The 23647-nt window shown below is 45.0% G+C and carries 18 protein-coding genes and 1 pseudogene; 1 reads left to right on the forward strand and 18 read right to left on the reverse strand.

All coding sequences use genetic code 11. The features are described from left to right. Nucleotides 1-318: 318 nt before the first annotated feature. The 13 genes and pseudogenes from L1028_RS10115 to L1028_RS10175 form a co-directional block, all read right to left on the reverse strand. Entirely contained in the window at nt 319-1623 is a 1305-nt protein-coding gene (locus L1028_RS10115) for a replication-associated recombination protein A (RefSeq protein WP_149647653.1), read from the reverse strand. A 243-nt stretch (nt 1624-1866) separates the two neighbouring features. After that, nucleotides 1867-2148 (reverse strand): CD3324 family protein, encoded by a 282-nt coding sequence (locus L1028_RS10120; protein ID WP_042191081.1) that lies wholly within the window; start codon nt 2146-2148, stop codon nt 1867-1869. A gap of 392 nt (nt 2149-2540) precedes the next feature. Beyond that, nucleotides 2541-4735 (reverse strand): annotated as a pseudogene (locus L1028_RS10125) (HelD family protein). Nucleotides 4736-4865: 130 nt separating this feature from the next. After that, a complete protein-coding gene (locus tag L1028_RS10130; protein WP_234533425.1) occupies nt 4866-6164 on the reverse strand; it encodes an NCS2 family permease in 1299 nt (432 codons plus the stop codon). A gap of 238 nt (nt 6165-6402) precedes the next feature. Then, on the reverse strand, nt 6403-7158 hold the full coding sequence (locus tag L1028_RS10135) for a tRNA threonylcarbamoyladenosine dehydratase (RefSeq protein ID WP_234533426.1): 756 nt from the start codon (nt 7156-7158) through the stop codon (nt 6403-6405). Nucleotides 7159-7223: 65 nt separating this feature from the next. Then, nucleotides 7224-9002, reverse strand: coding sequence for an aspartate--tRNA ligase (gene aspS, locus L1028_RS10140; RefSeq protein WP_234533428.1), 1779 nt, complete (start codon nt 9000-9002; stop codon nt 7224-7226). Nucleotides 9003-9083: 81 nt separating this feature from the next. After that, nucleotides 9084-10337: a histidine--tRNA ligase gene (gene hisS, locus L1028_RS10145; protein ID WP_234533430.1), complete on the reverse strand. Its 1254-nt coding sequence runs from the start codon at nt 10335-10337 to the stop codon at nt 9084-9086. A gap of 197 nt (nt 10338-10534) precedes the next feature. Continuing rightward, the gene (locus tag L1028_RS10150) at nt 10535-10735 is read right to left on the reverse strand and encodes a hypothetical protein (RefSeq protein WP_234533432.1); all 201 of its coding nucleotides are present in this window, start codon (nt 10733-10735) and stop codon (nt 10535-10537) included. A gap of 290 nt (nt 10736-11025) precedes the next feature. Next, nucleotides 11026-11475 (reverse strand): hypothetical protein, encoded by a 450-nt coding sequence (locus L1028_RS10155; protein ID WP_234533434.1) that lies wholly within the window; start codon nt 11473-11475, stop codon nt 11026-11028. 43 nt (nt 11476-11518) lie between these two features. Next, nucleotides 11519-12028 carry a type 1 glutamine amidotransferase domain-containing protein gene (locus tag L1028_RS10160; RefSeq protein WP_234533436.1) on the reverse strand — a complete coding sequence of 170 codons (510 nt, stop codon included), beginning with the start codon at nt 12026-12028 and terminating at the stop codon, nt 11519-11521. Between the two features lie 148 nt (nt 12029-12176). Beyond that, the gene (locus L1028_RS10165; RefSeq protein WP_234533437.1) at nt 12177-12332 is read right to left on the reverse strand and encodes a hypothetical protein; all 156 of its coding nucleotides are present in this window, start codon (nt 12330-12332) and stop codon (nt 12177-12179) included. 159 nt (nt 12333-12491) lie between these two features. Then, a complete protein-coding gene (gene dtd, locus L1028_RS10170; protein ID WP_234533439.1) occupies nt 12492-12935 on the reverse strand; it encodes a D-aminoacyl-tRNA deacylase in 444 nt (147 codons plus the stop codon). A 21-nt stretch (nt 12936-12956) separates the two neighbouring features. Then, nucleotides 12957-15137 (reverse strand): RelA/SpoT family protein, encoded by a 2181-nt coding sequence (locus tag L1028_RS10175; RefSeq protein ID WP_234533503.1) that lies wholly within the window; start codon nt 15135-15137, stop codon nt 12957-12959. A gap of 306 nt (nt 15138-15443) precedes the next feature. On the opposite strand from L1028_RS10175, the gene uraA reads away from it, so the two are divergent. Continuing rightward, nucleotides 15444-16757 carry a uracil permease gene (gene uraA, locus L1028_RS10180; RefSeq protein ID WP_234533441.1) on the forward strand — a complete coding sequence of 438 codons (1314 nt, stop codon included), beginning with the start codon at nt 15444-15446 and terminating at the stop codon, nt 16755-16757. A gap of 206 nt (nt 16758-16963) precedes the next feature. Here the strand turns inward: uraA and L1028_RS10185 are convergent, their stop codons facing one another. The 5 genes from L1028_RS10185 to secD form a co-directional block, all read right to left on the reverse strand. Beyond that, on the reverse strand, nt 16964-17482 hold the full coding sequence (locus tag L1028_RS10185) for an adenine phosphoribosyltransferase (protein ID WP_234533443.1): 519 nt from the start codon (nt 17480-17482) through the stop codon (nt 16964-16966). A 258-nt stretch (nt 17483-17740) separates the two neighbouring features. Then, nucleotides 17741-20143 (reverse strand): single-stranded-DNA-specific exonuclease RecJ, encoded by a 2403-nt coding sequence (gene recJ / locus L1028_RS10190; protein WP_234533445.1) that lies wholly within the window; start codon nt 20141-20143, stop codon nt 17741-17743. 29 nt (nt 20144-20172) lie between these two features. After that, nucleotides 20173-21123, reverse strand: a complete 951-nt coding sequence (locus L1028_RS10195) for a cation diffusion facilitator family transporter (RefSeq protein ID WP_234533447.1) — start codon at nt 21121-21123, stop codon at nt 20173-20175. A 165-nt stretch (nt 21124-21288) separates the two neighbouring features. Beyond that, nucleotides 21289-22188 (reverse strand): protein translocase subunit SecF, encoded by a 900-nt coding sequence (gene secF, locus L1028_RS10200; RefSeq protein ID WP_234533449.1) that lies wholly within the window; start codon nt 22186-22188, stop codon nt 21289-21291. Beyond that, the gene (gene secD, locus L1028_RS10205; protein ID WP_234533451.1) at nt 22178-23428 is read right to left on the reverse strand and encodes a protein translocase subunit SecD; all 1251 of its coding nucleotides are present in this window, start codon (nt 23426-23428) and stop codon (nt 22178-22180) included. Before secD ends, secF begins: the two co-directional genes overlap by 11 nt. Nucleotides 23429-23647: the final 219 nt, after the last annotated feature.

Below are 23647 nucleotides of genomic sequence, written 5' to 3' on the forward strand. Positions count from 1 at the left end.
TTTGATATAACAGCATTCTTTTCATGAAACATATCAAAACATTGACTGTTATGATTATTAACACCATTAAGAATAGTACAAGTACTTCCATCGGAATTAAAACTTGTTTCTCCGTAACTTTGTAGTTCATTTTAATTAACTTATGGTAAATTATCAATCTTTTCCTATAAAAAAAATTCATTCATGTGATTAAAAGTAACGTAGACAACAAAAAAACGGCTCTAGGCCGCCTTTTTTTGGAATAAATATTTTTTTGTGTTACATTAAATTTATTTGCTTATTAGCATTAAAATGGAAGATACTACAGTCACTGGTGGACTATTGTTCTCGTCGGAGTCGTTGGTTGTGACGGATCTTAATTTCATTTCCTTGCTCGGTCGCTTGATAAAAGACACGCTGAGAAATCTCCTTAGGCAGATACTCCTGTTTCACATAATGCCCCGGAAAATTGTGCGGATATTGATACCCTTCATGCCCTAATGCAGTAGCACCTTTATAGTGTGTATCACGTAAATGTAGCGGTACCTCGGCGGATTTAATCTCATCCATACTCGCCATTGCATTGGAAATAGCAGTATAGACGGCATTAGACTTCGGACTCTCCACCGCGAAAAGAATGGCTTGCGCAATGTTCAGCTTCGCTTCTGGCCAACCGTTATTTCTATAGGCTTCAAGCGCACTTACCGCTTGGACCATAGCCTGGGGATTAGCTAAGCCAATATCCTCACTGCTAGCTGCAATTAAACGACGAATAAAAGTCATCGGGTCCATCCCCAATTTCTCTACCGCATATAGAAACCAGAACAAGGCGGCATCACTAGAACCTCGAATGCTTTTGTGAAAAGCAGATAGAACATCATATTGCGTCGATTCATCTGCCTTCACAATGGGGCGCCGAATCGACTCTTCTGCCACCTCTAGCGTGATATGCACACTCCCGTCTACCTCTGGAGCAGTAGTTAACGCTGCTAGTTCCAGAGCATTTAAAGCCCGCCTGATATCCCCATTAGCCATGGTAGCAATATGCAGCAATGCTTCTTCATCGACCTGAAGCTCCATGAATCCAAGCCCTCTATCCTTGTCTGCTAAAGCTCTGCGCATCGCAACCAGACTGTGTTCACTCGTTAGCGCCTCTAGCTGAAACAAGGTAGAACGGCTCATAAGTGCTCCGTTTACGTAATGGAACGGGTTCTCCGTAGTTGCACCAATAAATGTAATGGTACCTTTTTCTACCGCTGGCAATAGCGCATCCTGACGTGAACTGTTAAACCGATGCACCTCATCCAGAAAAAGAATCGTCTTAGAACCGTAAAGTGTTTTATTATTTTGAGCTCGTTCAATGACCTCCCGTACATCCTTCACAGAAGCCTCCACCGCATTCAGGCGTACGAATTCACCTTGTGTGTGATGAGAAATGATATGAGCTAATGTTGTTTTGCCACATCCAGGAGGTCCATAGAGCAAAATCGAAGAGACCTGGTCTGCCTCGATCGCTCTTCGCAACAGCTTTCCCCGGCCTATGATATGTTCTTGACCAATATATTCATCCAGATTCTCCGGTCTCATTCGGTCGGCAAGCAACCGTCCGCCCCCGTTGTCCTCTCCCATAGAAAATAAATCCATAACTCCACTTCCTTGCTATATTCTTATAAAAGCACAAGTACGTCTCCCATTATCATACCATAGACTTATTTTTCACAAAAAATAAAAAAGAGCATGATCTCGTCTTAGAAAGGCGGGAGCCATGCTCTTTTTTCAAAATATAAGAAAGTATAGGTTTCACGCTATACTTTATCCTTATCATTTCTCGCAAAACGCTTACCGTCCTTATAGGGACGCCAAAGGCGTTTATGCTTGAATTGTACGCTAGCAATTTATTGCCAGCCGCATTTTTGATATGATTTTTCGAATGCTCTCTTCCGACAGATGATACTTCTTCTGAAGCTCTGCTACGGAATCGCCTTTTCGATGACAACTGAAAATTTCCTCATTGCGGTTTGCTATCTCTTTCCTCGAACCGCTGTTCTCGCCCCATCTAACCCGCTCTTCCGTTTTCTTCGGGATGTAGAGCAGTTCACCTTGGATGTATCCCTGAAGCTCTTTGAGCAAGCCAGGGGGGAGCACATCCTTCCCATTTACATAACTCAACTTGCATTTCCTCCTTCAACAGGTGTGTTCCTATGCGTCCGTCAACTACTGATAAAGTAATTTCCACGTCACCTGCCTCCTTTCTTCTCCTCATATTTGGGAAAATCCGTAATTTCATTATATAAAAACCTTTTGGTAGCGTCTACATTCGAATTAGTTTTTCATTGTTCTTATGGATTTGTGTGCTGCATTCTATGTTAGTAATAAGGAGGCCTTACGGCCTCCTCGCTTTAAGCGGGTTTCCGTCTTAGACGGAAACCACCTCGTATACTGAAATCATCTCAATCAGCCTCCTTCCAGAAGTGTTCTTGCCCGGCCGGACACTTATTATTAAGCCATACCCGTAGGGGAGTTACAAGTTCAAAAACAGTTATAACTGTTCTCCACCAGTCTTAGTTCCCCTCAGAATCGCTTTCAGAATCGCTTTCAGCCGTCGTTTGCACATAGGAAGGCATTTCCCCATTATGGAGTAACCACAGCTCGTGAAGTGCTCGTGTACAGCCTACATACATCAGCTTCGCATCCCATGCTGTCGCCCCGTAATGGTCTTGATCGGCATCTGCTAAGATGACCGCATCAAATTCCAAACCTTTAGATAAATACACAGGTAGTACCGATAATCCACCCTGATATTGCGTCATACTACCGTCAATCAGATGAATATCTTCAAAATGCTGCTCCAGTTCAGCGTACAGCTCTGTGGCTTCACGTAGACTACGTGTCAGCACAGCCACCGTACGATATTCCCTTCCAGACAGGGACTTCAGTGCCGATTGTATAGTGCTCAAACGAGCATTCCCTTCAGCTTCCCGTTCTCCGACTATTTCTCCGTAGGCGATTATCCGGACAGGGTCACCACTACGAAAGACAGGAACAGCCAACAACGAACTTTCTACTCCCAAGGATAGAATTCCATTAGCGAAGTCTATAATTTCCATGGTTGAACGATAGCTGCGTGTCAGCGCATGGTAAGCCGTGTTCTCAGGGGTAAATAAGGTCTGCATCTCTTCCCATGCGTGTACGCCTTTATAAGCGTGTATACCCTGCGACAGATCGCCTAGAATGGTAAAGGAATGTCCACGCACATATAAATCCAGCACGGCAATTTGGAAGGGGGAGAAATCCTGGGCTTCATCGATCACCACATGATCAAAACGAGTACCGCCTTCATTCCCATTCAAAAGATAATAAATATACAATAGAGGTGGTAAATCCTCTTCACGTATAATCCCTTTTTTCAGCCCTTTTGCCGTTCCTTCAGCACAGCTGCTGGAATATTCTCTGGCGGGTCCACCGGCCAATCTTCCGGGACTTTAGACGCACGAAAGATTTGCTTGTAGATCGTCAGCGGATCATACTTAGGCCATTTTGCACTGTATGCTTTTTCTCGCGCAGCACCTTTTTTCTTGCGATCCTTCATAGCTGCAGCTGACGGACTCTTCTTCAGCTCCATCTCAATCCAGCGATGTATCCGGGCCATTACACGTTCCTTACGCTTCGCTGGCGGATAAGGAGCATACTCCTCATTATGCCAGCGCAAGATCATGGAGCGGCGCAGCACAGCGCCTTCCCATGGGATAAAATCCCCCTCAGGGACGGAACTTGTCTCCAGCAGTTTAATGCTAGATTCAATAATCCCCATCAGAACCGTTGAGCCCTTGAAACGCCCCGGCGTCTCTTCTGTAATCACAGGCATGCCGCCCGGAGTTTCGAACCAACGGTTCATCGTCTCCGTAGCATCTTGCTCTGGAAGCACCAATCCTAGTACATTTGCCGCCCAATCCGGAAAGGTACTCTGAGCAATATTACCTACTCCGAGTTCAGGCAGTACATCCGAAATATAATCCAGAAACATCCGGTTCGGTGCAAAAATAATCATTTTTTCTGCAGAGACCTGATCCTTGTATTGATACAGCAAAAAGGCTAATCGGTGTAGCGCAACTGTAGTTTTACCGCTTCCCGCTACGCCCTGAATGATCAATGCTGTATTTTTGGCGGCACGGATAATCTTGTCCTGCTCCTCTTGGATGGTCGATACGATATCACGGAGACGATTATCTTTGTTCTCACCCAGGCGATAGACGAGAAACTCATCTGACACCACAGGTGCGTCACTCTCCCGGTTATACGTATCTGCAACCCGCTCCAGAATCTGCTTCCGGATCACCACGTTGCGCTTGAGGTATACCAGTCCTTCTATCAGCCCCTCAGGAGCTTCATAGGAGGCAGGCTCCGTACCACCAGTAAACGAATAGAACAGGCTTGCTACCGGTGCGCGCCAGTCGATGACTAGCGGACGGTCGCTTACCTGCTCGCGGTCTACGCCGATTTTGCCTATATAGAGTGCCTTCCGCTGCTTCTCATCATTGCCCTGAAAATCAAGCCGTCCGAAATATGGCTCCTGCCGAAGCTTGGCAAGATCTTTGCGCTTCTGTTCACGGTTCGCTTCTAACACCTGTTCCGTATAATCGTGTCCCGTGTACACCGGAGTCCTGTTAAGCTTCTCCAGTAAGGTGTCAATCTCAGTAAGCGCTTGATTCAGCCTGTCTTCTTCCTCTTGATAGGCACTTTGAAAGTTGTCTTCCAATTTCAGTTACCTCCTAAAAGTTTATCGAGCTTAAATTTTCATTCTCCTCATTCCCTCTTCTCACGCAAAAAGGATACCCATTGTAGCATAATCAGCACTAAAATACCAAATCTTTCAAGCGAACATACGACTACAGCACAGCTTGCAAAATAAAGTTAGCTACAAATAAGCCCGCAATCCCATACAGCGCAGGAGGTACTTCTTTGCCCTTGCCCACCGCAAGCTTCACGATCGGATAAGTAATAAATCCAAAAGCCATACCATCTACGATGCTATAGGTGAATGGAATCATGACCATGATAAGAAAAGAAGGAAAGAGCTCTGTTAAATCTCCCAAGTCCATTTCACGCACATTCTGTACCATAAGCCCACCGATTACAATCAAGATCGGAGCGATAGCACTGTCTGGAATGTAGGAGAGCAGAGGGAGGAACAAGAATGTCGCCCCGAACAGCAGCCCTGTCACGAGTGAGGTCAGTCCCGAACGTCCACCTGCAGCAATACCTGCATTAGATTCCGCAGCGGCTACTACAGGACTGCTTCCGAAGAGACCTGCAGCGATATTCGCAATAGAGAGCGCTCGTAAGCTACTCTTGAAGCGCTCAGGACGCCCTGCCATCATAGTCTGTGAGGCGACTAGCCCAATATTTTCAAATACAACAATTAAGAGCAGTAAGAACACAGCAATCCAGAATACAAGGCTCACTATGCCGCTCCAGTCCATTCCCAGAAATAAGCTTTCATAACCCGTAAATACATGACCTGATGCCTGCTTCTCAGGCGCGTGAGCCGCTCCCAGCAAGTAGGCTAGACCTGTACCAACCAGCATACTGATAAGCAAACCACCGTTGGTCCCGCGGATAAACAGTACTAAAGCGAGTAACAAAGTTACACAGGAAGTGATAACTGCTGGATCGCTAAAATGTCCTATAGCAACAAACGTGGTCTGATGTGCAATCACAATCCCGCTTTTTTGCAGTCCTATAAAGGTCAGAAAAAGCCCTATCCCGACTGTAATGGCATGCTGTAGGTTTTGAGGAATCGCCTCACTTAGAATACGATAGAGCGATGTGAAGGCCACGATAGCAAATAACACACCGGTTATTACGACTACAGTAAGCGCCTCTCTCCAACCTAAATTCATAGAATGTACAAGTGTGTATGTGAAAAATGCGTTTATCCCCATCCCTGGTACCACGATGATTGGTGTCTTCCCACCGAAGGCCATCAGTAGACAGCCTGTAATGGCAGTCAATAGTGTAGCCACCATTGCTGGTCTAAGCGGCATACCCGCGTCATGAAGAATGGTCGCATTCACCATTACAATGTATACCGAAGCAAAATACGAGAGGATCCCTGCAGCCCACTCCCGTTTCCAGTCATTCTCAGGTGCAAGCCCTACACTATTTCGCCAAAAATTTGATTTCATGTACAAAAACCTCCACTGATATTAAGTTCCGCAGGCGGATATTACCCGGATAATAAGGCTTATAATCAACGGTTCATCCCGGTTCAACTATTATGCCTATTTGTGGTCTGCATCTTGCAGACCCGCCGGTTAACCACAACAAAAGGGCGTACGCAACTGGATTTCAGCTGGTCGCCCTTTTGGTCCATTTTACTACTAATATCGCAATAATTGAAACAGCTTCAGCTCAGCGATTCACTTACACGCTGATGCCTCCAGCCTCAAGCAAATCCCGCACGGCAACACTGACCATGATCAGGCCTGCTACCGGCGGAACGAAGGCGTTACTAGCTGGTGGTTGTTTCGCTTTACGTCGATCCGGCGCATTCTCCGGAACGATCTTATCCGTAACATCCTGACGTGGCTTCATTGGCGGCTCCGTAGAGAAGACCACCTTCACGCCTTTCTTAATTCCTTCCTTACGCAGCTTCTGACGAATGACACGCGCAATAGGGTCATAAGTTGTCTTGGAAATGTCCGCTACCTGGAATCTTGTAGGATCCATTTTATTGGCAGCGCCCATGCTTGAGATCATAGGAATTCCACGGGACAGACATTCTTTGATCAAATGAACCTTATAAATAATCGTATCCGAAGCATCGAGTACATAGTCAGGTTTTAATTTGAACAATTCCTCATAGGTTTCTTCCGTATAGAACATATTGAGCGCAATCGCTTCGCATTCGGGATTGATCAGCTTAACACGGTCTACCATCAGTTCAGCCTTTTTCTGCCCAACTGTGGTGGTAAGTGCATGAATCTGCCGATTCACATTAGTAATGTCTACCGAATCCTTATCAATCAGAATCAGTCTGCCTATGCCGGTACGCGCCAAAGCCTCAACAGCCATACCGCCAACACCACCGATGCCTAACACCGCTACCGTGCTGTTCTTCATTATTTCCAGACCTTCCGGCCCGATCGCCAGTTCCGTGCGTGAGAACTGATGTAGCATGAGGTACAGCCTCCTTCAAAAGCTTTGGCGAAGCAGAAATCTGCCCCGCCCGCTTCGATTAGTAATTATTCTTTTTCTTTCTTCGGTTTAAGCGCCAGCTTAATGTGCAACTGCTCCAATTGTGAACCGTCTACTGGTGAAGGTGCATCCATAAGTAGGTCTGTTGCACTTGCCGTTTTCGGGAATGCGATGGTTTCACGCAGATTTGTACGACCGGACAGTAGCATAACTAGACGATCTAAACCGAAAGCAATACCACCGTGTGGAGGTGTACCATATTCGAACGCATCCATCAGGTAGCCGAACTTCTCATAAGCAACCTCTTTCGTAAATCCAAGGGCTTCGAACATTTTCTCCTGTACTTCGCGTTTGTAAATCCGCATGGAGCCTCCGCCTACTTCATAACCGTTCAGAACGATGTCATAAGCTTGTGCACGGATCGCACCTGGATCTGTGTCAAATAGATGCAGATCCTCTTCACGTGGACGAGTGAACGGATGGTGTTCAGCTACATAACGTTTCTGATCTTCGTCATATCCAAGGAGCGGGAAGTCTGTAACCCAAGCGAACTTGAACACGTTATCGTCAATCAGACCGAGCTGACGTCCAATTTTAACACGAAGGGCGCCTAGAACGTCTGCTACAACCTTTTTATTATCAGCGGAAAAGAGGAGAAGGTCTCCTTCTTCAGCGCCTGTACGTTCCTTCACAGCCGCAATTTCTTCTTCGGAGAAGAATTTCACAATCGGCCCTTTGAATTCGCCGTCTTTCACTTGAATCCATGCCAAGCCTTTCGCGCCATAGCGAGCAGCATAAGGTCCGAGTTCATCGATTTCTTTACGAGTCCAAGTGCCACAGCCTTTAGCATTTAGACATTTCACTTCGCCGCCTTTTTCGATTACAGAAGCGAATACCTTAACACCGCTAGTAGCAACAATATCGTTCATTTCTACAAGCTCTAATCCAAAACGCAGATCAGGTTTGTCAGAACCGTATTTGCCCATAGCATCAGCATAAGTCAACCGTTGGAACGGAAGCTCTATATCTGCTCCTACAGTTTCCTTGAACAGACGCTGCATCAGCTTCTCCATCATACCAAGCAGTTCATCTTGTGACAGGAATGAAGTCTCAATGTCGACTTGAGTGAATTCAGGCTGACGGTCAGCACGCAAATCTTCATCACGGAAACAACGAGCAATTTGGTAATAGCGCTCAACGCCGCCGACCATCAACAATTGTTTGTAGATTTGTGGAGATTGCGGCAATGCGAAGAATTCGCCTTCATGCACACGGCTTGGTACCAGATAATCACGCGCGCCTTCCGGTGAGCTCTTAGTTAGGATCGGTGTTTCTACGTCGATGAATCCTTCACTGTCAAGGAAATCACGGAAAATCTTAGAAGCTTTCGAGCGAAGCAGCAATGTTCTTTGCATCTCCGGACGACGAAGGTCCAAATAGCGATATTTGAGACGTAGAGACTCGTCTACTTCCACACCATCTTCGATGAAGAACGGAGGTGTCTTAGCTGCGTTCAGCACTTCAATGTCCGTAATTTGCACTTCAATTTCACCTGTTGGCAGGTTGCGGTTAATGGTTTCCTCATCACGTTTAACAACTTTACCTTTAACAGCCAGGACGTATTCACTACGAACCTTATCAGCAATTTGTAAGGCTTCGCCAGAGTAATCTGGGTTAAATACAACTTGTACAATACCGCTTCTGTCACGCAGATCAATAAATAGTACGCCCCCAAGGTCGCGGCGAGTCTGCACCCATCCGTTCAAGGTTACCGTCTGTCCAATATGTTCTGGTGTTAACTGTCCACACTGATGACTTCTTTGCATAATTTATCATTCCCCTTCATGGTTAAAAATACATTTTTAATCTTTCTCTATACAGTCACCATAAGACGATAGTCAGATGGTCTAAACTAGTGCCTGACCCAGCTCATCCAGCTTCACGGTGCGCTGCTCACCTGTATTCATCGACTTCACGGTAATTACACCATTCTTCAGCTCATCTTCGCCAAGAATCGCAGTATAACGTGCCGACATACGGTCTGCCGATTTCATCTGCGCCTTCATCTTCCGGCCTAGGTAGTCGCGTTCTGCTGAGAACCCTTGGCTACGCAGAATATATAGCTGCTTAGAGATTTCGATATCAGCTTCTTCACCTAGAGCTACGAAGTACACATCCAGCGGCTTCGCCGTCTCCAGCTCTACCTTCTGATCCTCCAAAATGAGGAGAATTCGTTCAAGCCCAATCCCAAAACCAATACCCGGTTGATCCGGCCCACCAATTTCTTCAACCAAACCGTTGTACCGGCCTCCGCCGCCCACGGTATCAATCGAACCAATACCTGCTGCTTTATATTCAAACGCTGTATGCGTGTAATAATCCAGTCCTCTTACAAGGCGAGGGTTAATGGTGAATTCCACACCCATGATATCAAGGTGCATCTTCACCTTCTCAAAATGAGTCGTGCACTCTTCGTCCAGACTATCCAAAATGGAAGGCGCATCTGTAAATTTATCTTGATCTACCTTACAATCCAGCACGCGAAGCGGATTACGCTCAATACGACGCTGACAGTCACTGCAAAGGGTATCCTTCATTGGTCTTAAGAAACCCAATAGTTTCTCCCGATAAGCTGCACGGCTAGGTGCGTTGCCGACAGAATTGATTTCCACTCTTACATCCTTAAGGCCAAGATCCTTATAGAATTGATAGCCTAAGGAGACTACTTCCGCATCAATAGCCGGATCCACAGCTCCAAAAGCCTCAATACCAAACTGATGGAATTGACGATATCTACCTGCCTGTGGACGCTCATAACGGAACATAGGTCCGATATAATACAGCTTACTTACATCAGGTTCACCGTATAGCTTGTTCTGAACATAAGCTCTAACGACACCAGCCGTTCCTTCTGGACGCAGCGCCAGATCACGATCGCCTTTATCCTTGAACGTGTACATCTCACCTTCTACAATATCCGTTGTTTCGCCTACTCCACGCTCGAATAACCCCGTGTGCTCGAACATCGGTGTACGGATTTCACGGTAATTGAAACGACGGCATAAATCTCTAGCCTTCCCCTCAATATACTGCCATTTCTCCACAGCTCCCGGAAGCACATCCTGCGTTCCTGTAGGTTTCTCGAATCTTTCTTTAGCCACAGTCTATCCCTCCTAAAAAATACCCCTCTAAATCTGCTCTCTTCATCACTTCATCATGCTAAACAAAACAAAAAATCCCCCGCCCTGTTTATAAAAAACAGGGACGAGGGATTATCATAACCAATAATACACCCGTGGTACCACCCACATTCCGGATCAGAACCATTCTGAATCCGCTCAAAGCGGTTAACGCCCGCCTACGCATAACGGCTACTGATCGCGGCAATATGCATTGCCCACTTTCGCCGTACGTTCTCGGGGAGGTCATTCATTCGCTCATCAACAGAATCCTTGCAGCCAAGCAGAAACGATAGATCATCCATTGTACTGGACACATCTGAATCTACAGGGGATTCCTCTCTGGAGTTGTGGTTCCTCGAATTACTTGTTCCCGTCATCAAAACCATATGATAAAATCGTATATTTTTAAATTCTACTGAACTACTGTGTTAAAGTCAAGGCAGGAAATGCGAAGCTGAATAAAAAATTCGACAACTTTCAACTTCTTACCTATAATTTCAACCGTTACAAAAAAAATGACCTGCAGCCAAATGCTGCAGGTCCATCATCATATATTATTAAAAAGGGGGTCATGCCTTTATTATAAACACGCTATATTAAGGAAACATGTATGTAATATTACGATTATATTACATTCATGTAAGCGGTTTATTTTAATAGATTGTTGTTAATCGAATTGCTCTACAAATGCTCCTTTGCCCCGAAGGGTTTCCACAACCTCATTATAATTCTCTTCCGCGACACTTAGGTCCATCACATAACGAAGTTTACTTAAATCCCCATCTTCGAGCTCTCCATCTGCTACATCCGCACTAACCTGGTCTTCATCCACGCTATAATGGGTCCCGGGTTCATCACGCGTTTCGGAGGCGGCAACACCAGGGGCCAACATAGCTCCAGCTGCCGGAGTGCTACCCGTTCCAAGCGTCCCTACTGTACCTGCGGCTAACGTCGTATTACTAAACGGGGCTATCGGAAACAGAATTCTACGATCTTCCCCAATAGGGTCCGTGAGTGGCCATACCTCTAAGCCATCCACCTTATAACTAATCAATGCTATTTTAGCACCTTCTGCTTCATTTTCCGTTCTAAAATAGGCTTGGATTTTTCTGGTCATTACCATTACCTCCTTAGATTATAAGACTAAGTGTTATAAATTGCTATTTCAGGACCTTCAATATTTCACGAACGAACGCAGGCTCATCTTTCGGTGTACGCGAAGTAATGTAATTACGATCAACTACCACTTCTTCATCTTTAAACTCCGCACCGGCGTTCACAACATCATCTTTTAGCGGAGGATAACAGGTGATGGTACGTCCCTTAAGCAAGTCTGCACTGATCAGGATTTGGGGTCCGTGGCAAATAGAAGCGATAGGCTTACCAGCTTCGTTTGCTTCTTTCACAAACTTCAAAATATCTGCATTTTGCCGTAAATTTTCTGGGGAAGATCCCCCTGGAATTATAATCGCGTCATAATCACCTGCTTGAACGTCGGCTATAGCTTTATCGGCTGCGTAGGAGACCTCCTTCTTTTTACCCAGTAAGGTCTCCCCCTTCTTTATACCAATAATGTCAGCTTGATGTCCTGCCTTTATAACTTCATCATAAGGAACCTTCATCTCAGAATCTTCAAAATCATTAGCTAGTAAAAATGCAACATTACTCATGTGATAAGTTCTCCTCTCTGCTAGTGCATATGAATAAGTACTTATTGATCTTTCTTGTCGTCTATTACCCTTATCACAATGATTTCTAACCTCTAATCAGAAAATATCCCCGGCTAACCGCATCAAAAAGCCGCCTCCACCACCCATTTCAGGTACGCGGTAAGAGATTACGGCTTCTTCCTTTGATCACTTGGGATTCAATTTCATCTTCCGTCTTTTTGGCTAATGCATAGGCTTCTACAGGACTCCCTGTCGCTAGTGCCGGGATATTTCTCCATACCCATGCCTTCTGTGATTGTCTCATTGCTAAGCTCCTTGCATCGTGCGGGATAACTGTCTACCTTTAGTTTATCCAGCTCCAAGAGGCTCTATCCGCACAAGATTCTACTCACTGCTCATACACAATAAAAAAAGATGTCGAAAGTTAGCTCCGATCGAAGCAATTTTCGACATCTTTTTTTCATTAACTGCGACTATCTAAAATGAGAGTAACCGGGCCCCAATTGGTCAGCGACACATCCATCATCGCTCCAAATACACCCGTCTCCACTTGAAGCCCTCTAGCTCTAAGCTCTTGGTTAAAATAATCATAAAGTCGCTCGGCCTCCGCAGGAGCTGCTGCTCCCATGAAATTCGGCCGTCTCCCCTTACGACAATCCCCGTATAAAGTAAACTGGGATACTGAAAGAATCGCGCCTTCAGTCTCTGTGACACTGTAGTTCATTTTACCAGCATCATCTTCAAAAATTCGCAGTCCTGCTATTTTGTCCGCCAAATATTTGGCATCCTTTTCTGTATCCTCATGCGTAACGCCAACTAGCAGCATCAAGCCTTTGCCAATCTCTCCGGTCACTGCCCTATCCACGGTTACTTTGGCGTCCTTACAACGCTGTACTACAACTCTCATCGTACTACTCCGCTCCTTGCCCTATTGCATGATCCGATTTACTGTATATACATCCTTGACTCGTTTCACTTTATCTACAACGGATTGCAGATGCTCCGTGTTACGGATGAGAATGGTCATGTGAATCATTGCCATTTTATTCTTGTCAGAGCGCCCAGTGACCGCAGAAATGTTCGTTTTACTCTCGGAAACCGCCTGCAGCACTTCATTGAGCAGTCCATTACGATCATGACCTGTAATCTCAATATCCACACTGTAGTTGGCTTCCATGGTACCTTCCCATTCCACTTCAATCACTCTTGCTGCTTCTTCTCCGTCACCTTCACCCGGAATGTTAGGACAATCCTGGCGATGTACAGATACCCCCCGGCCCCGTGTAACATACCCTACAATATCGTCACCCGGCACCGGATTACAACATCGTGCAAAACGGACAAGCAAATTTTCAATTCCTTTTACACTAACACCATTGGTGGGTTGATTACGTCTCTCCCCGGATGACTTGATCTCCTTCATCTCTGAAGTGAGCTCTAAGTGATTAGCGGCTTCTTCCTGCTCTCTGCGCAGCTTCTCCGTTAAACGGGAAGCAATCTGTGAAGCGGTAATTCCCCCAAAGCCAACAGCAGATAACATATCCTCAACATCGTTAAAAGCAAATTTTTTCGCAGCTTCTAATAGTTTCTCATCGGAAATCCACTCAGAAACCTCGACATTCAGGCGCTTCAGCTCACGTTCAATCGCTTCGCGACCTTTTTCGACATTTTCCTCACGTTTTTCTTTTTTGAACCATTGCTTAATTTTGCTTCGCGCATGTGAGGATTGAGCAATCTTGAGCCAGTCGCGGCTTGGTCCGTACGAATGCTTCGATGTCAGTATCTCTACAATATCGCCCGTCTTCAGCTTGTGATCCAGCGGTACGATCCGCCCGTTCACCTTAGAACCAATCGTACGATTACCCACTTCCGTATGAATACGGAATGCGAAATCAAGCGGCACAGAACCCGCAGGAAGTTCAATAACCTCGCCTTTAGGCGTAAACACGAACACGAGATCCGAGAAAAAGTCCATTTTGAGTGATTTTACGAACTCTTCGGCATCCTTGGCCTCATGCTGAAGCTCCAATATTTCGCGAAAAAAAGGCATCCGATTCTCCGGATTCACATTATTGCTGGTTCCTTCTTTGTATGCCCAGTGTGCTGCTATCCCGTATTCAGCCGTACGATGCATTTCCCAAGTGCGAATTTGCACTTCGGTCGGCTCTCCGCCAGGACCTACAACTGTAGTATGCAAAGATTGATACATATTGGCTTTGGGCATAGCTATATAATCTTTGAATCGGCCTGGCATTGGCTTCCAAAGGGTATGAATAATTCCGAGGGTTGCATAACAATCCTTGATATTATCCACAATGATACGGATGGCCAGCAGGTCATAGATCTCATTAAACTGTTTGTTCTTCGTACTCATTTTGTTATAGACGCTGTAGATATGCTTCGGACGGCCTGAAAGATCACCTTCAATGCCCATTTCATCCAGCTTGGCACGAATACGGCCAATTACACTGTCGATAAATTGCTCACGTTCTGCCCGCTTCTTATGCACCAGATTAGCAATGCGATAATACTGTTGCGGATTCAAGTAACGAAGCGCAATATCCTCCATCTCCCACTTAATCGCGGAAATCCCCAAACGATCAGCCACAGGACAGAAAATCTCCAGCGTTTCGTAAGAAATACGTCGCTGGCTCTCTTCAGATTGATACTTTAACGTACGCATATTATGCAGGCGATCCGCTAGTTTTATAACGATGACCCGGATATCCTGCGCCATCGCAATAAACATCTTACGGTAATTCTCGTTCTGCTGCTCTTCCTTTGAGCGAAAACGGATGCGTTCCAGCTTAGTTAAGCCATCGACAAGCATCGCGCAGGTATCGCCAAATTTCGCACGGATTTGTTCCAATGAGACCGTCGTATCTTCCACAACATCATGCAAAAGCGCCGCAACAATAGATATAACATCCATTTGCATATTGACGACAATATCTGCCACCGCAAGCGGATGCAGAATGTATGGCTCCCCCGACTTGCGGATCTGCCCGTGATGAGCCTGATCGGCAAATTCATAAGCTTCCCGGATGCGGAGAAGATCTTTATCTTTTATATAGGCGCCAGCCTTATCAATTAATCGCTCTATGCCCATTCTCGTCGTATCCGTTTCCTTTCTATAATAAAATGAACCCGCAATCATTCTGAAATCTGCAGGTTCCAATCATTTCGCAAGCAACTTACGCTCTTGTTCAAAGTTGTCTATAATTATGACGCTTACGAAGGATTACGTCAACACTTGCCATCTCATGGCATTCAAGAAGTAAAAGTTATGAAAATCGGACAAATTAATAACACTTGTGAAAATGTTGTTGTAAAAATGTCCAGTTCTATTTAATCTAGTAAAGGCGGATTTTCGCTGGACAACATCATATCCATTAAGAAAGAGGAGTGAACTCCATTGCAACGCGAAATTCAAGTTAATGAAAAACTTCCATGGGGCCCCGGTTTTCTATTAAGCCTACAGCATTTGTTCGCCATGTTTGGCAGTACAGTGCTAGTGCCTAACTTGTTCGGGGTTGACCCTGGCATGATTTTGCTGATGAACGGTATCGGCACACTGCTATACATTTGGATTTGCCGTGGTAAAATACCTGCCTACCTTGGCTCCAGCTTTGCATTTATCGCACCCGTATTATCAGTGCTTGCCGATCATAAAGATGATCATATGAAAGGGTATTCGCTTGCTTTGGGCGCTTTCATCATCACTGGTGTTATCTTTGTGCTCGTTGCTTTGATCATCCGTTATGCAGGAACAAAATGGATCGATGCTGTCTTCCCTCCAGCAGTAATGGGAGCTATCGTAGCAACGATCGGACTTGAACTTGTGCCTGTTGCCGCGCGAATGGCAGGACTTATTGCCCCTGAAGGTGTTGCAGTTGCAGACTGGACTCCAGATGGCAAAGCAATCACACTTTCTATGGTGACACTGGGCGTAACCGTAATTGGAGCTGTACTCTTCCGCGGTTTCCCAAAAATCATTCACATCCTCATCGGTATCGTAACTGGTTATGGTTTAGCTTATATTATGAAAATGGTGGATACGGCTGCAATATCTAATGCGAATTTTTTAGCGCACCCTACCATTGTGACTCCATCCTTCGATTGGAATGTAATCCTGACTATCATCCCAGTATCGCTAGTAGTAATCGTTGAACATATTGGACACTTACTTGTAACCAGCAATATTGTTGGCAGAGATCTGGCTAAAGACCCTGGACTTGATCGATCTCTGATGGGTAACGGGATATCTACAATTATCTCCGGTTTTATCGGTTCTACTCCAAATACAACCTACGGTGAAAATATCGGGGTTATGGCATTAACTAAAGTTTATTCTGTATATGTGATCGGTGGCGCTGCAGTGATTGCAATTCTGCTATCGTTCTCCGGTACTTTCTCCTCCGTTATCGCTAATATCCCAACACCAGTAATGGGTGGCGTATCACTACTGTTGTTCGGTGTAATTGCCGCATCCGGTCTACGAATCTTCGTTGAGCAAAAAGTTGATTTTTCCAAGGCTACTAACATGATTATGGCAACGTTGGTATTAGTTGTCGGAATCAGTGGTACAACCCTTACTATGGGTAGCGTAAAACTCAGTGGTATGGCTCTAGCTACAATTGTTGGTATGGTTCTAGCCTTATTCTTCAAACTCATTGAAGTTCTTGGACTGTCTAATGAAGGTGGAGAAAGCGATAAAGCTGCTCACTAATTTATTTATAAATTAATAACTCAAAAAGACTGCTCCAGATCGATTTTATGGATTGAGCAGTCTTTTTTTGTATCTCTTTTGACCAAAAAATGCAAAACAGCAACCCTCCGCTAGTAGTGACAGAGAATTGCTGTTGTTTGCACTTTTCCACATTATTCGATACATAAATCCTGATTTATTTCCCGGGAAAAGACAAGTTTATCGTATTAATCTTCGTAATCAACTAATGTAATAACTTCAATTCCAGAAAGCTTATTACGTCCAGCAAGCTCAACCAGTTCAATCAAAAACGCTGCGCCTACCACTTTACCGCCAAGCTGTTCTACAAGGTTAACCGAAGTAGCAATGGTGCCACCAGTAGCCAACAGATCATCAGCGATCAATACTTTTTGACCAGGCTTGATAGCATCCGTGTGAACAGCAAGTGTGTCCTTGCCATACTCAAGATCATAACCTACCTCTATAGTCTCATATGGAAGTTTACCGCTTTTACGAATCGGCACAAAACCTACTCCCATCGCATATGCAAGAGGTGCTCCTACTACGAAGCCACGTGCTTCCGGTCCAGCGATCACGTCGATTTCTAAGTGGGATACAAGAGCTTTCAGGGCATCAATCGCCTGGCGATATGCATCACCGTCTTTTAACAAGGTGGTGATATCTTTAAAACTAATACCTTCTTTTGGGAAGTCAGGAATCACGCGAATACTATCTTTAAAATCCAAATTTTTCATCTCCTAAAAGTTTTGTTAGCATATGCCACTTTGAGCCCGGTTCACAAAACTTACTTCGTAAGCGTCTGCTTTGTTTTGTTAGCATATGCTACTTTGTGTCCGTTTCGGCAAAACTTACTTCGTAAGCGCCTGCTTTGTTTTGTTAGCATATGCTACTTTGTGTCCGTTTCGGCAAAACTTACTTCGTAAGCGTCTGCTTTGTTTTGTTAGCATATGCTACTTTGAGTCCGGTTCGGCAAAACTTGCTAATTATGATACGCCTAAACGGCGTGATAACATCCAATCCTGTAGCTCAGACAAGCTACCTTCCATGAAGTACTGCTCCATTTCCGCCATCTGCCCCAGTCTGACAAAATGACTTGATGCTGTAAGGCTTTTAGCTGCAGGCTGCGTAATAAAGGTCACACTTCCTTGACTTCTTTCGATAAAATCAAGCTCCTCGAACACATCCAGCATTTTACTAAGCATTCGAATACTCATCGAGGATTGTCGGCTTAGCCGCAGTAGCACTTCATGTTCAGGCGTTGCAACAGCAGTGATCGAAGCCAGCAGTTTATAAAGTATTTTAAAATGATCCCGTGTCGGAATGATAAGTCGTTCTCGGCCATCCTTTATAGAATGCAATAGCGCAATATTATCAGCATTAGGAAAAGCCTTTAGTAACGCGTCTAGCTGTTCAGGAGTCTCCGGCATATCCAGTAGACATAACAGTGAGACATGCCCTGATTCCTGAATCGAATCATCCTTAATAGCGGCGCTAATGCCAGCTTCTTTATCATATACCCAGAAGGACATTCCTATCAATTCAGTCTCTGGAGACATACGTCCACTCTGAAACACTGCTGCAGCACGATATGGGCCAGCACCACTATAGGGAAGCAGCAGCTCTCTAATATGCGCAGCCTGCCGTACAGCGTCAGCAGCACCACGAAGATCAAATAATTGAGCATCCTGAACTGATAAATCCTGTAGCATCAGCTGTGGTTTCCTCGAGCCATTCCATTCGTTGATCGACAGTTCAGCCAGCACATCGATCGGGGTACCCACAGGGAGCAGCTTAGCCAAATCCCCTTTACCAAAAGCTAAGGCTTCGATCGTGCTCTTTCCCTGCTGCAAGACGATCTTCAAGTGTTTTCCGTCTTGCCCCATGGTGCGTGTCTCTTTCACTGTAGCCCCGCGAATGATGAACTTTGGCAAAGGATTCGACATCCCGAAAGGTGCAAGCCTTTCCAATTCAAGCGCGGTCTGTAGGGACAAATCGGAAATCGACACTTCTGCATCAGAAGAAGTAACAGGAACGAAATGCTCCGGTGTTAACACTGTAGCAGCGTATTCATTTAATGCCGCAGCGAAAGCATCTAAGCCGTCCCAATGCAGGCTCATTCCCGCGGCTGCTGGATGACCACCGAAATGATCCATTAAGCTAGAACAAGAGGATAATGCCGCATATATATCAAGTCCAGGAATAGAGCGGGCAGATCCTTTGCACATGCCAGTCTCCGGATGAATATCCAGAATAATCACAGGTCGATAGTAACGCTCCAGCAGTTTGGAAGCCACTATACCTACCACACCCACATTCCAGCCTTGTTCAGCAAGGACTATGATGTCTGGTATTTCTCCACCCTGAGTCATCTGCTCCAGTTTTGCAGTAGCCTCCACTACAATTCTTTCTACGACCAATTGGCGCTCTTTATTAAGCAGATCAAGTTCCCCAGCCAGTTGCTCTGCCTCATCAGCATGCTCGGTTGTAAGCAAGGCCACTGCCCGTCCAGCATGATCGAGACGACCACTCGCATTGATACGAGGCGCCATTCCAAAAGCGATATTAACCGCACTCACAGTACTCATGGTCACCCCACTGACCCCGAGTAAAGCACGGATACCTGGGAATCGAGAATTCCGCATACTGACCAAGCCGTTTCGAACGATCTCGCGATTCTCACCCAGCAGCGGCATTAAATCCGCTACAGTACCGATAGCAGCTATTTCTGCCCACTCTTCGGGAGTTCCCTCCCCTAGCATAGCCTGGGCGAGCTTATAAGCTACACCTACACCTGCTAATCCCTTGAACGGGTAGGGGCAGTCGGGCAGCTTCGGATTAATCAACGTATAAGCCTCTGGAAGAAGCTCTGGTGGCTCATGGTGATCCGTAACAATCACATCAATCCCGAGTTCATTAGCGTAAGCAATCTGATGATAGGCGCTAATGCCAGTATCTACAGTAATGATCAAGGATACACCCTGCTGTAAAGCCCAATCCAAAGCATGATTATGCAGCCCATAGCCCTCATTAGAACGGTGCGGGATATAAATATCAAAGGAAGCACCCAAGTAACGCAGCAAATGAATCATTAATGCTGTACTGGACACACCATCAGCGTCGTAATCGCCGTAAATCAGAATATGTTCTTCTTCTTTTAAAGCCTTTCTAATTCTGGGAACCGCTTCGGCCATTCCTTTTAGAAGGAACGGATCATGCGCAGCTTCCACACCGCCATCCATGAACGATAGAGCCTCATGTGGCGTATCAATTCCTCTAGTCACTAATAGTGAGGATAAGAGCGGAGAAATAGAAAGGCTCCGGGCCATATCCCTTACGACGTCGGGATCGGCTGCCGGAGATTGCCACCTTGTTTTTGAATAAAGCAATAGCGCTCACCTTTCTTTCACCTTGCGAACTACTGAAGCAGCGTCGGAATATCATTATCCACCAATTCATAATTACTTTTGTATGGATAACCGGGATCATAAGGAACTACGTCCATATGTACCTCACCAACATGAACAAACCTGTGCTGCAGCAACTTTCTTGCACATTCTGAAATATCCTGTGCTTCCATCACCGTAATACGCGGATTTACACTGATCTTCACTTGCAGATTCACAAAATTCCCTTGCTCTAGTGCCTTCAAATGTTCTACACGAATAACACCATGAACACGTTGTACGGTTTCAATAAAATTAGCTGCCTCCTCAGAAGGTAGCTCCTGCGCATTCTTAACACTAACAGTATTAACAATGAGCAAATAACCTTTACGTAGAATTAAGCATCCTGTTAAAAGTGCAGCAATAGGGTCCATATAGCGTAGAGGATACCAATAGGTCCCCCCCATTGATAACGATATCCCAACTAATACTGTAATAGAAGTATACAAGCTGAAACGATGATTATTGGCATAAGCAGCATGACTGCCATCGCCTATTTTTTTAAAGTACCGATATTGATATTGAAATACAGCTTCTTTAAATACAATAGATAGCAGGACAGTTACAAGTGCAAGTTCTCCGTGAGTGGATGACTGTCCCTCGGTTAAATCACGGATTGCAGAGAAGGCGATCTGCAGCCCCCCCATAAGAATTAATACCGAAAATAGTATAGCTAAAAACGGCTCCTTATTCCCTCGTCGCTCTTCTATCCGCTGCTTGCTCTTTCTGCTTAGTTCAGAGCGCCATGGAAGAATATCCGCCAATTTAGCTGCAGCATCTGCTCCAGAATATAATGCATCGCCCATTAATGCCTTGCTACCTGAAATATAGCCAAAACTCCCCTTAGCTACTGCCAAAGTAACATCGCTGATGATCCCTGTCCAAGCAACCTTCTTGCTTTGCGGTGATCGTTCTTTATTCATACGAGGCCCCCCTTACCACTAGCAAGTAATCTCATGATGATACAATACACATGACATACTACCCCAAAGATTTCGAAAGCCGCGTCGCATTTGACGCGGCTTTCTTAAATTATAAAGTTGATGTTTTTTTCATTCAAGTGTAGCCATGTTATTTCTCTTGAGACATTACCCTTTAGCCGGGCTTTTTACATTCGTCTTCTCACGCTTCTTAAGCAGTAGCCAGATCGGACTTGCAATAAAGATAGAGGAGTACGCTCCGAATAGCAATCCGATAACCATCGCAAGCGAGAACATCTTGATGGACTCGCCTCCAAGAATCAACAGGAAGAACGCCGCAATAAATACGGTAAATGCTGTGTAAAGAGAACGCATAAGAGTTTGAGCCACACTCTTATTCACAAGCTCTTTTAAATCCTCATAGGTTTTTTGTTTACCAAAGCGTAAATTCTCACGGATACGGTCAAAGATAACGATCGTATCATTGATGGAATAACCGATAATCGTAAGCACCGCTATAATAAACGTCAAATCCACTTCCAAGCGGAAGATGGAGAAGATTGCAACAACCATAAAGGCATCATGGATCAATGAAACAATAGCTGCTAATGCAAACCGCCATTCAAAACGAATACTTACATAAATGATAATCCCTAGACAAGAAATGAGAACCGCATAGATCGCATTGCGTGCAAGTTCTTTAGACATCTCAGTATCCACAGTGTTAATTTCAAACGATGCTTTATCGTCCAGCTTCAAGATCTCTGCTTTAAGAGCTTCATCTTGTTGCTCATCGAGCACTTGATCATAACGAACGTTGACCCGTTCACTCCCTAACGTAATGCTTGGCTCACTTGAAATCCCTGTTTTTTCAACTGCTGAATTAACCTCTTCCAATGTCAAATTCTTAGACAGAGAGATATCAACATTAGATCCCGCTTTGAAATCAACGCTGTAATTCAATCCAAATGACGCTAGGAAAATCAAACCTGCAACTGTCAGTGCGATAGAAAAGATATAGAAAAACTTACTCAAATGTACGAAATCAAGCTCTTTCTTAAAGCGCACGAATATCACTCTCCTTAACACCGAAACTCTTCGGTTTGTTCAGCTTACCGGCTTTAACAAGCTGGCTAAGCAACCAGTGAGAGAAATAAAGATTCGTGGCGATACTCAGTACGATTTCCACGATCAGCACCAATGCGAAGCCTTTGACTGCACCTGTACCGAAGGCGAACATGACACCTGCCACAATAACAGTTGTGACATTGGAGTCCATTACTGTCCGGAAAGAGGATTTATTACCTGCTTTAACAGAGGAAAGTACACTTTTACCACTGCGCATTTCTTCCCTTATCCGTTCATTTGTAATGATATTGGCATCGACGGCCATCCCTATACCCAGAATAAATGCGGCTATACCAGGCAACGTCAATGTGAAGTCTGCAAAGACAAAGACAACAATCAGCAGCCATGTATGCAAGATCAGTGCAAAACTAGCCAAGAGACCTGGCAAGCGATACATACCGATCATGAAGATAAGAATAATCAAAGAACCCAAAAGGCCGGCTTTGATCGTTTGATCAAGCGATTGTTTACCAAGTGTTGCACCCACACTTTGGGAGTATTTCTCAGTAAGCTTCAGTGGCAACGCACCAAGATTAATGGTATCAGCCAGCTCGCGTGCTTCCTTAATTGTATAACTACCGGAAATAGACGCACTGCCGTCGGTAAGTACTGCTTGTACCGTAGGGTCAGATAGTTTGTTCTCATCCAAATAAATTGCGAGATTCTTTCCTAAGAGGCGTTTAGTAATCTCTGCGAATTTATCCTTGTCTTTTATCTTGATACTGATGATTGGCTGATTCAGGTTATCCCGTCCAACCTCTGCTGCACCTTCAACAAAATCACTACCTACCAGTTCGATTTTGCTGTAAGTACCTTCAGCGTCACCTTCAGCAGCACTACGGAAAGTCAGAACTGCAGGCTCCTTCATCTTCTTGCGAACCTCAGCTTCATCAGTAACGCCCGCAATTTTCAAACGAATACGGTCAGTACCTTCAGTTGTAACCTCTGGTTCACTGGTTCCGAGCGCATTGGCCCGTTTTTCCAAACTTTCCGCTGTTTTCAACAGTGAAGCTTGGGACAACGCTGCTCCCGCTTCCATAGGCTCTGCATGATACAAAATCTCAAATCCGCCTTTCAGGTCAAGACCAAGTCTAACCTTGTCCAGCAGTCCAGAAGTAGTAAATGCCATGACGCCTGTCAAAACGAGCACGGTAATAATAAAGCCCATTAGTCTCTTCATGCTCTAGCTAGTTCCCCTTTCATTCACTCAATATTCCTATTATAGCTACACGCGAAATGACCGTCAATTCACAGCATTGACATAGCTATACTCACACAAAGAAACGGCCGCCCCTGCTCATATCAGCAAGACATCCGTTTATATAGGAGATGTGAAGTTATTATTCTCTTACTTTACTGCTTTATAAGGCTTTTCGCAAAAAAAGGAGCGAGATGCTTA

It is taken from the genome of Paenibacillus pseudetheri (assembly GCF_924513355.1).
Lineage (GTDB): Bacteria > Bacillota > Bacilli > Paenibacillales > Paenibacillaceae > Paenibacillus_AQ > Paenibacillus_AQ pseudetheri.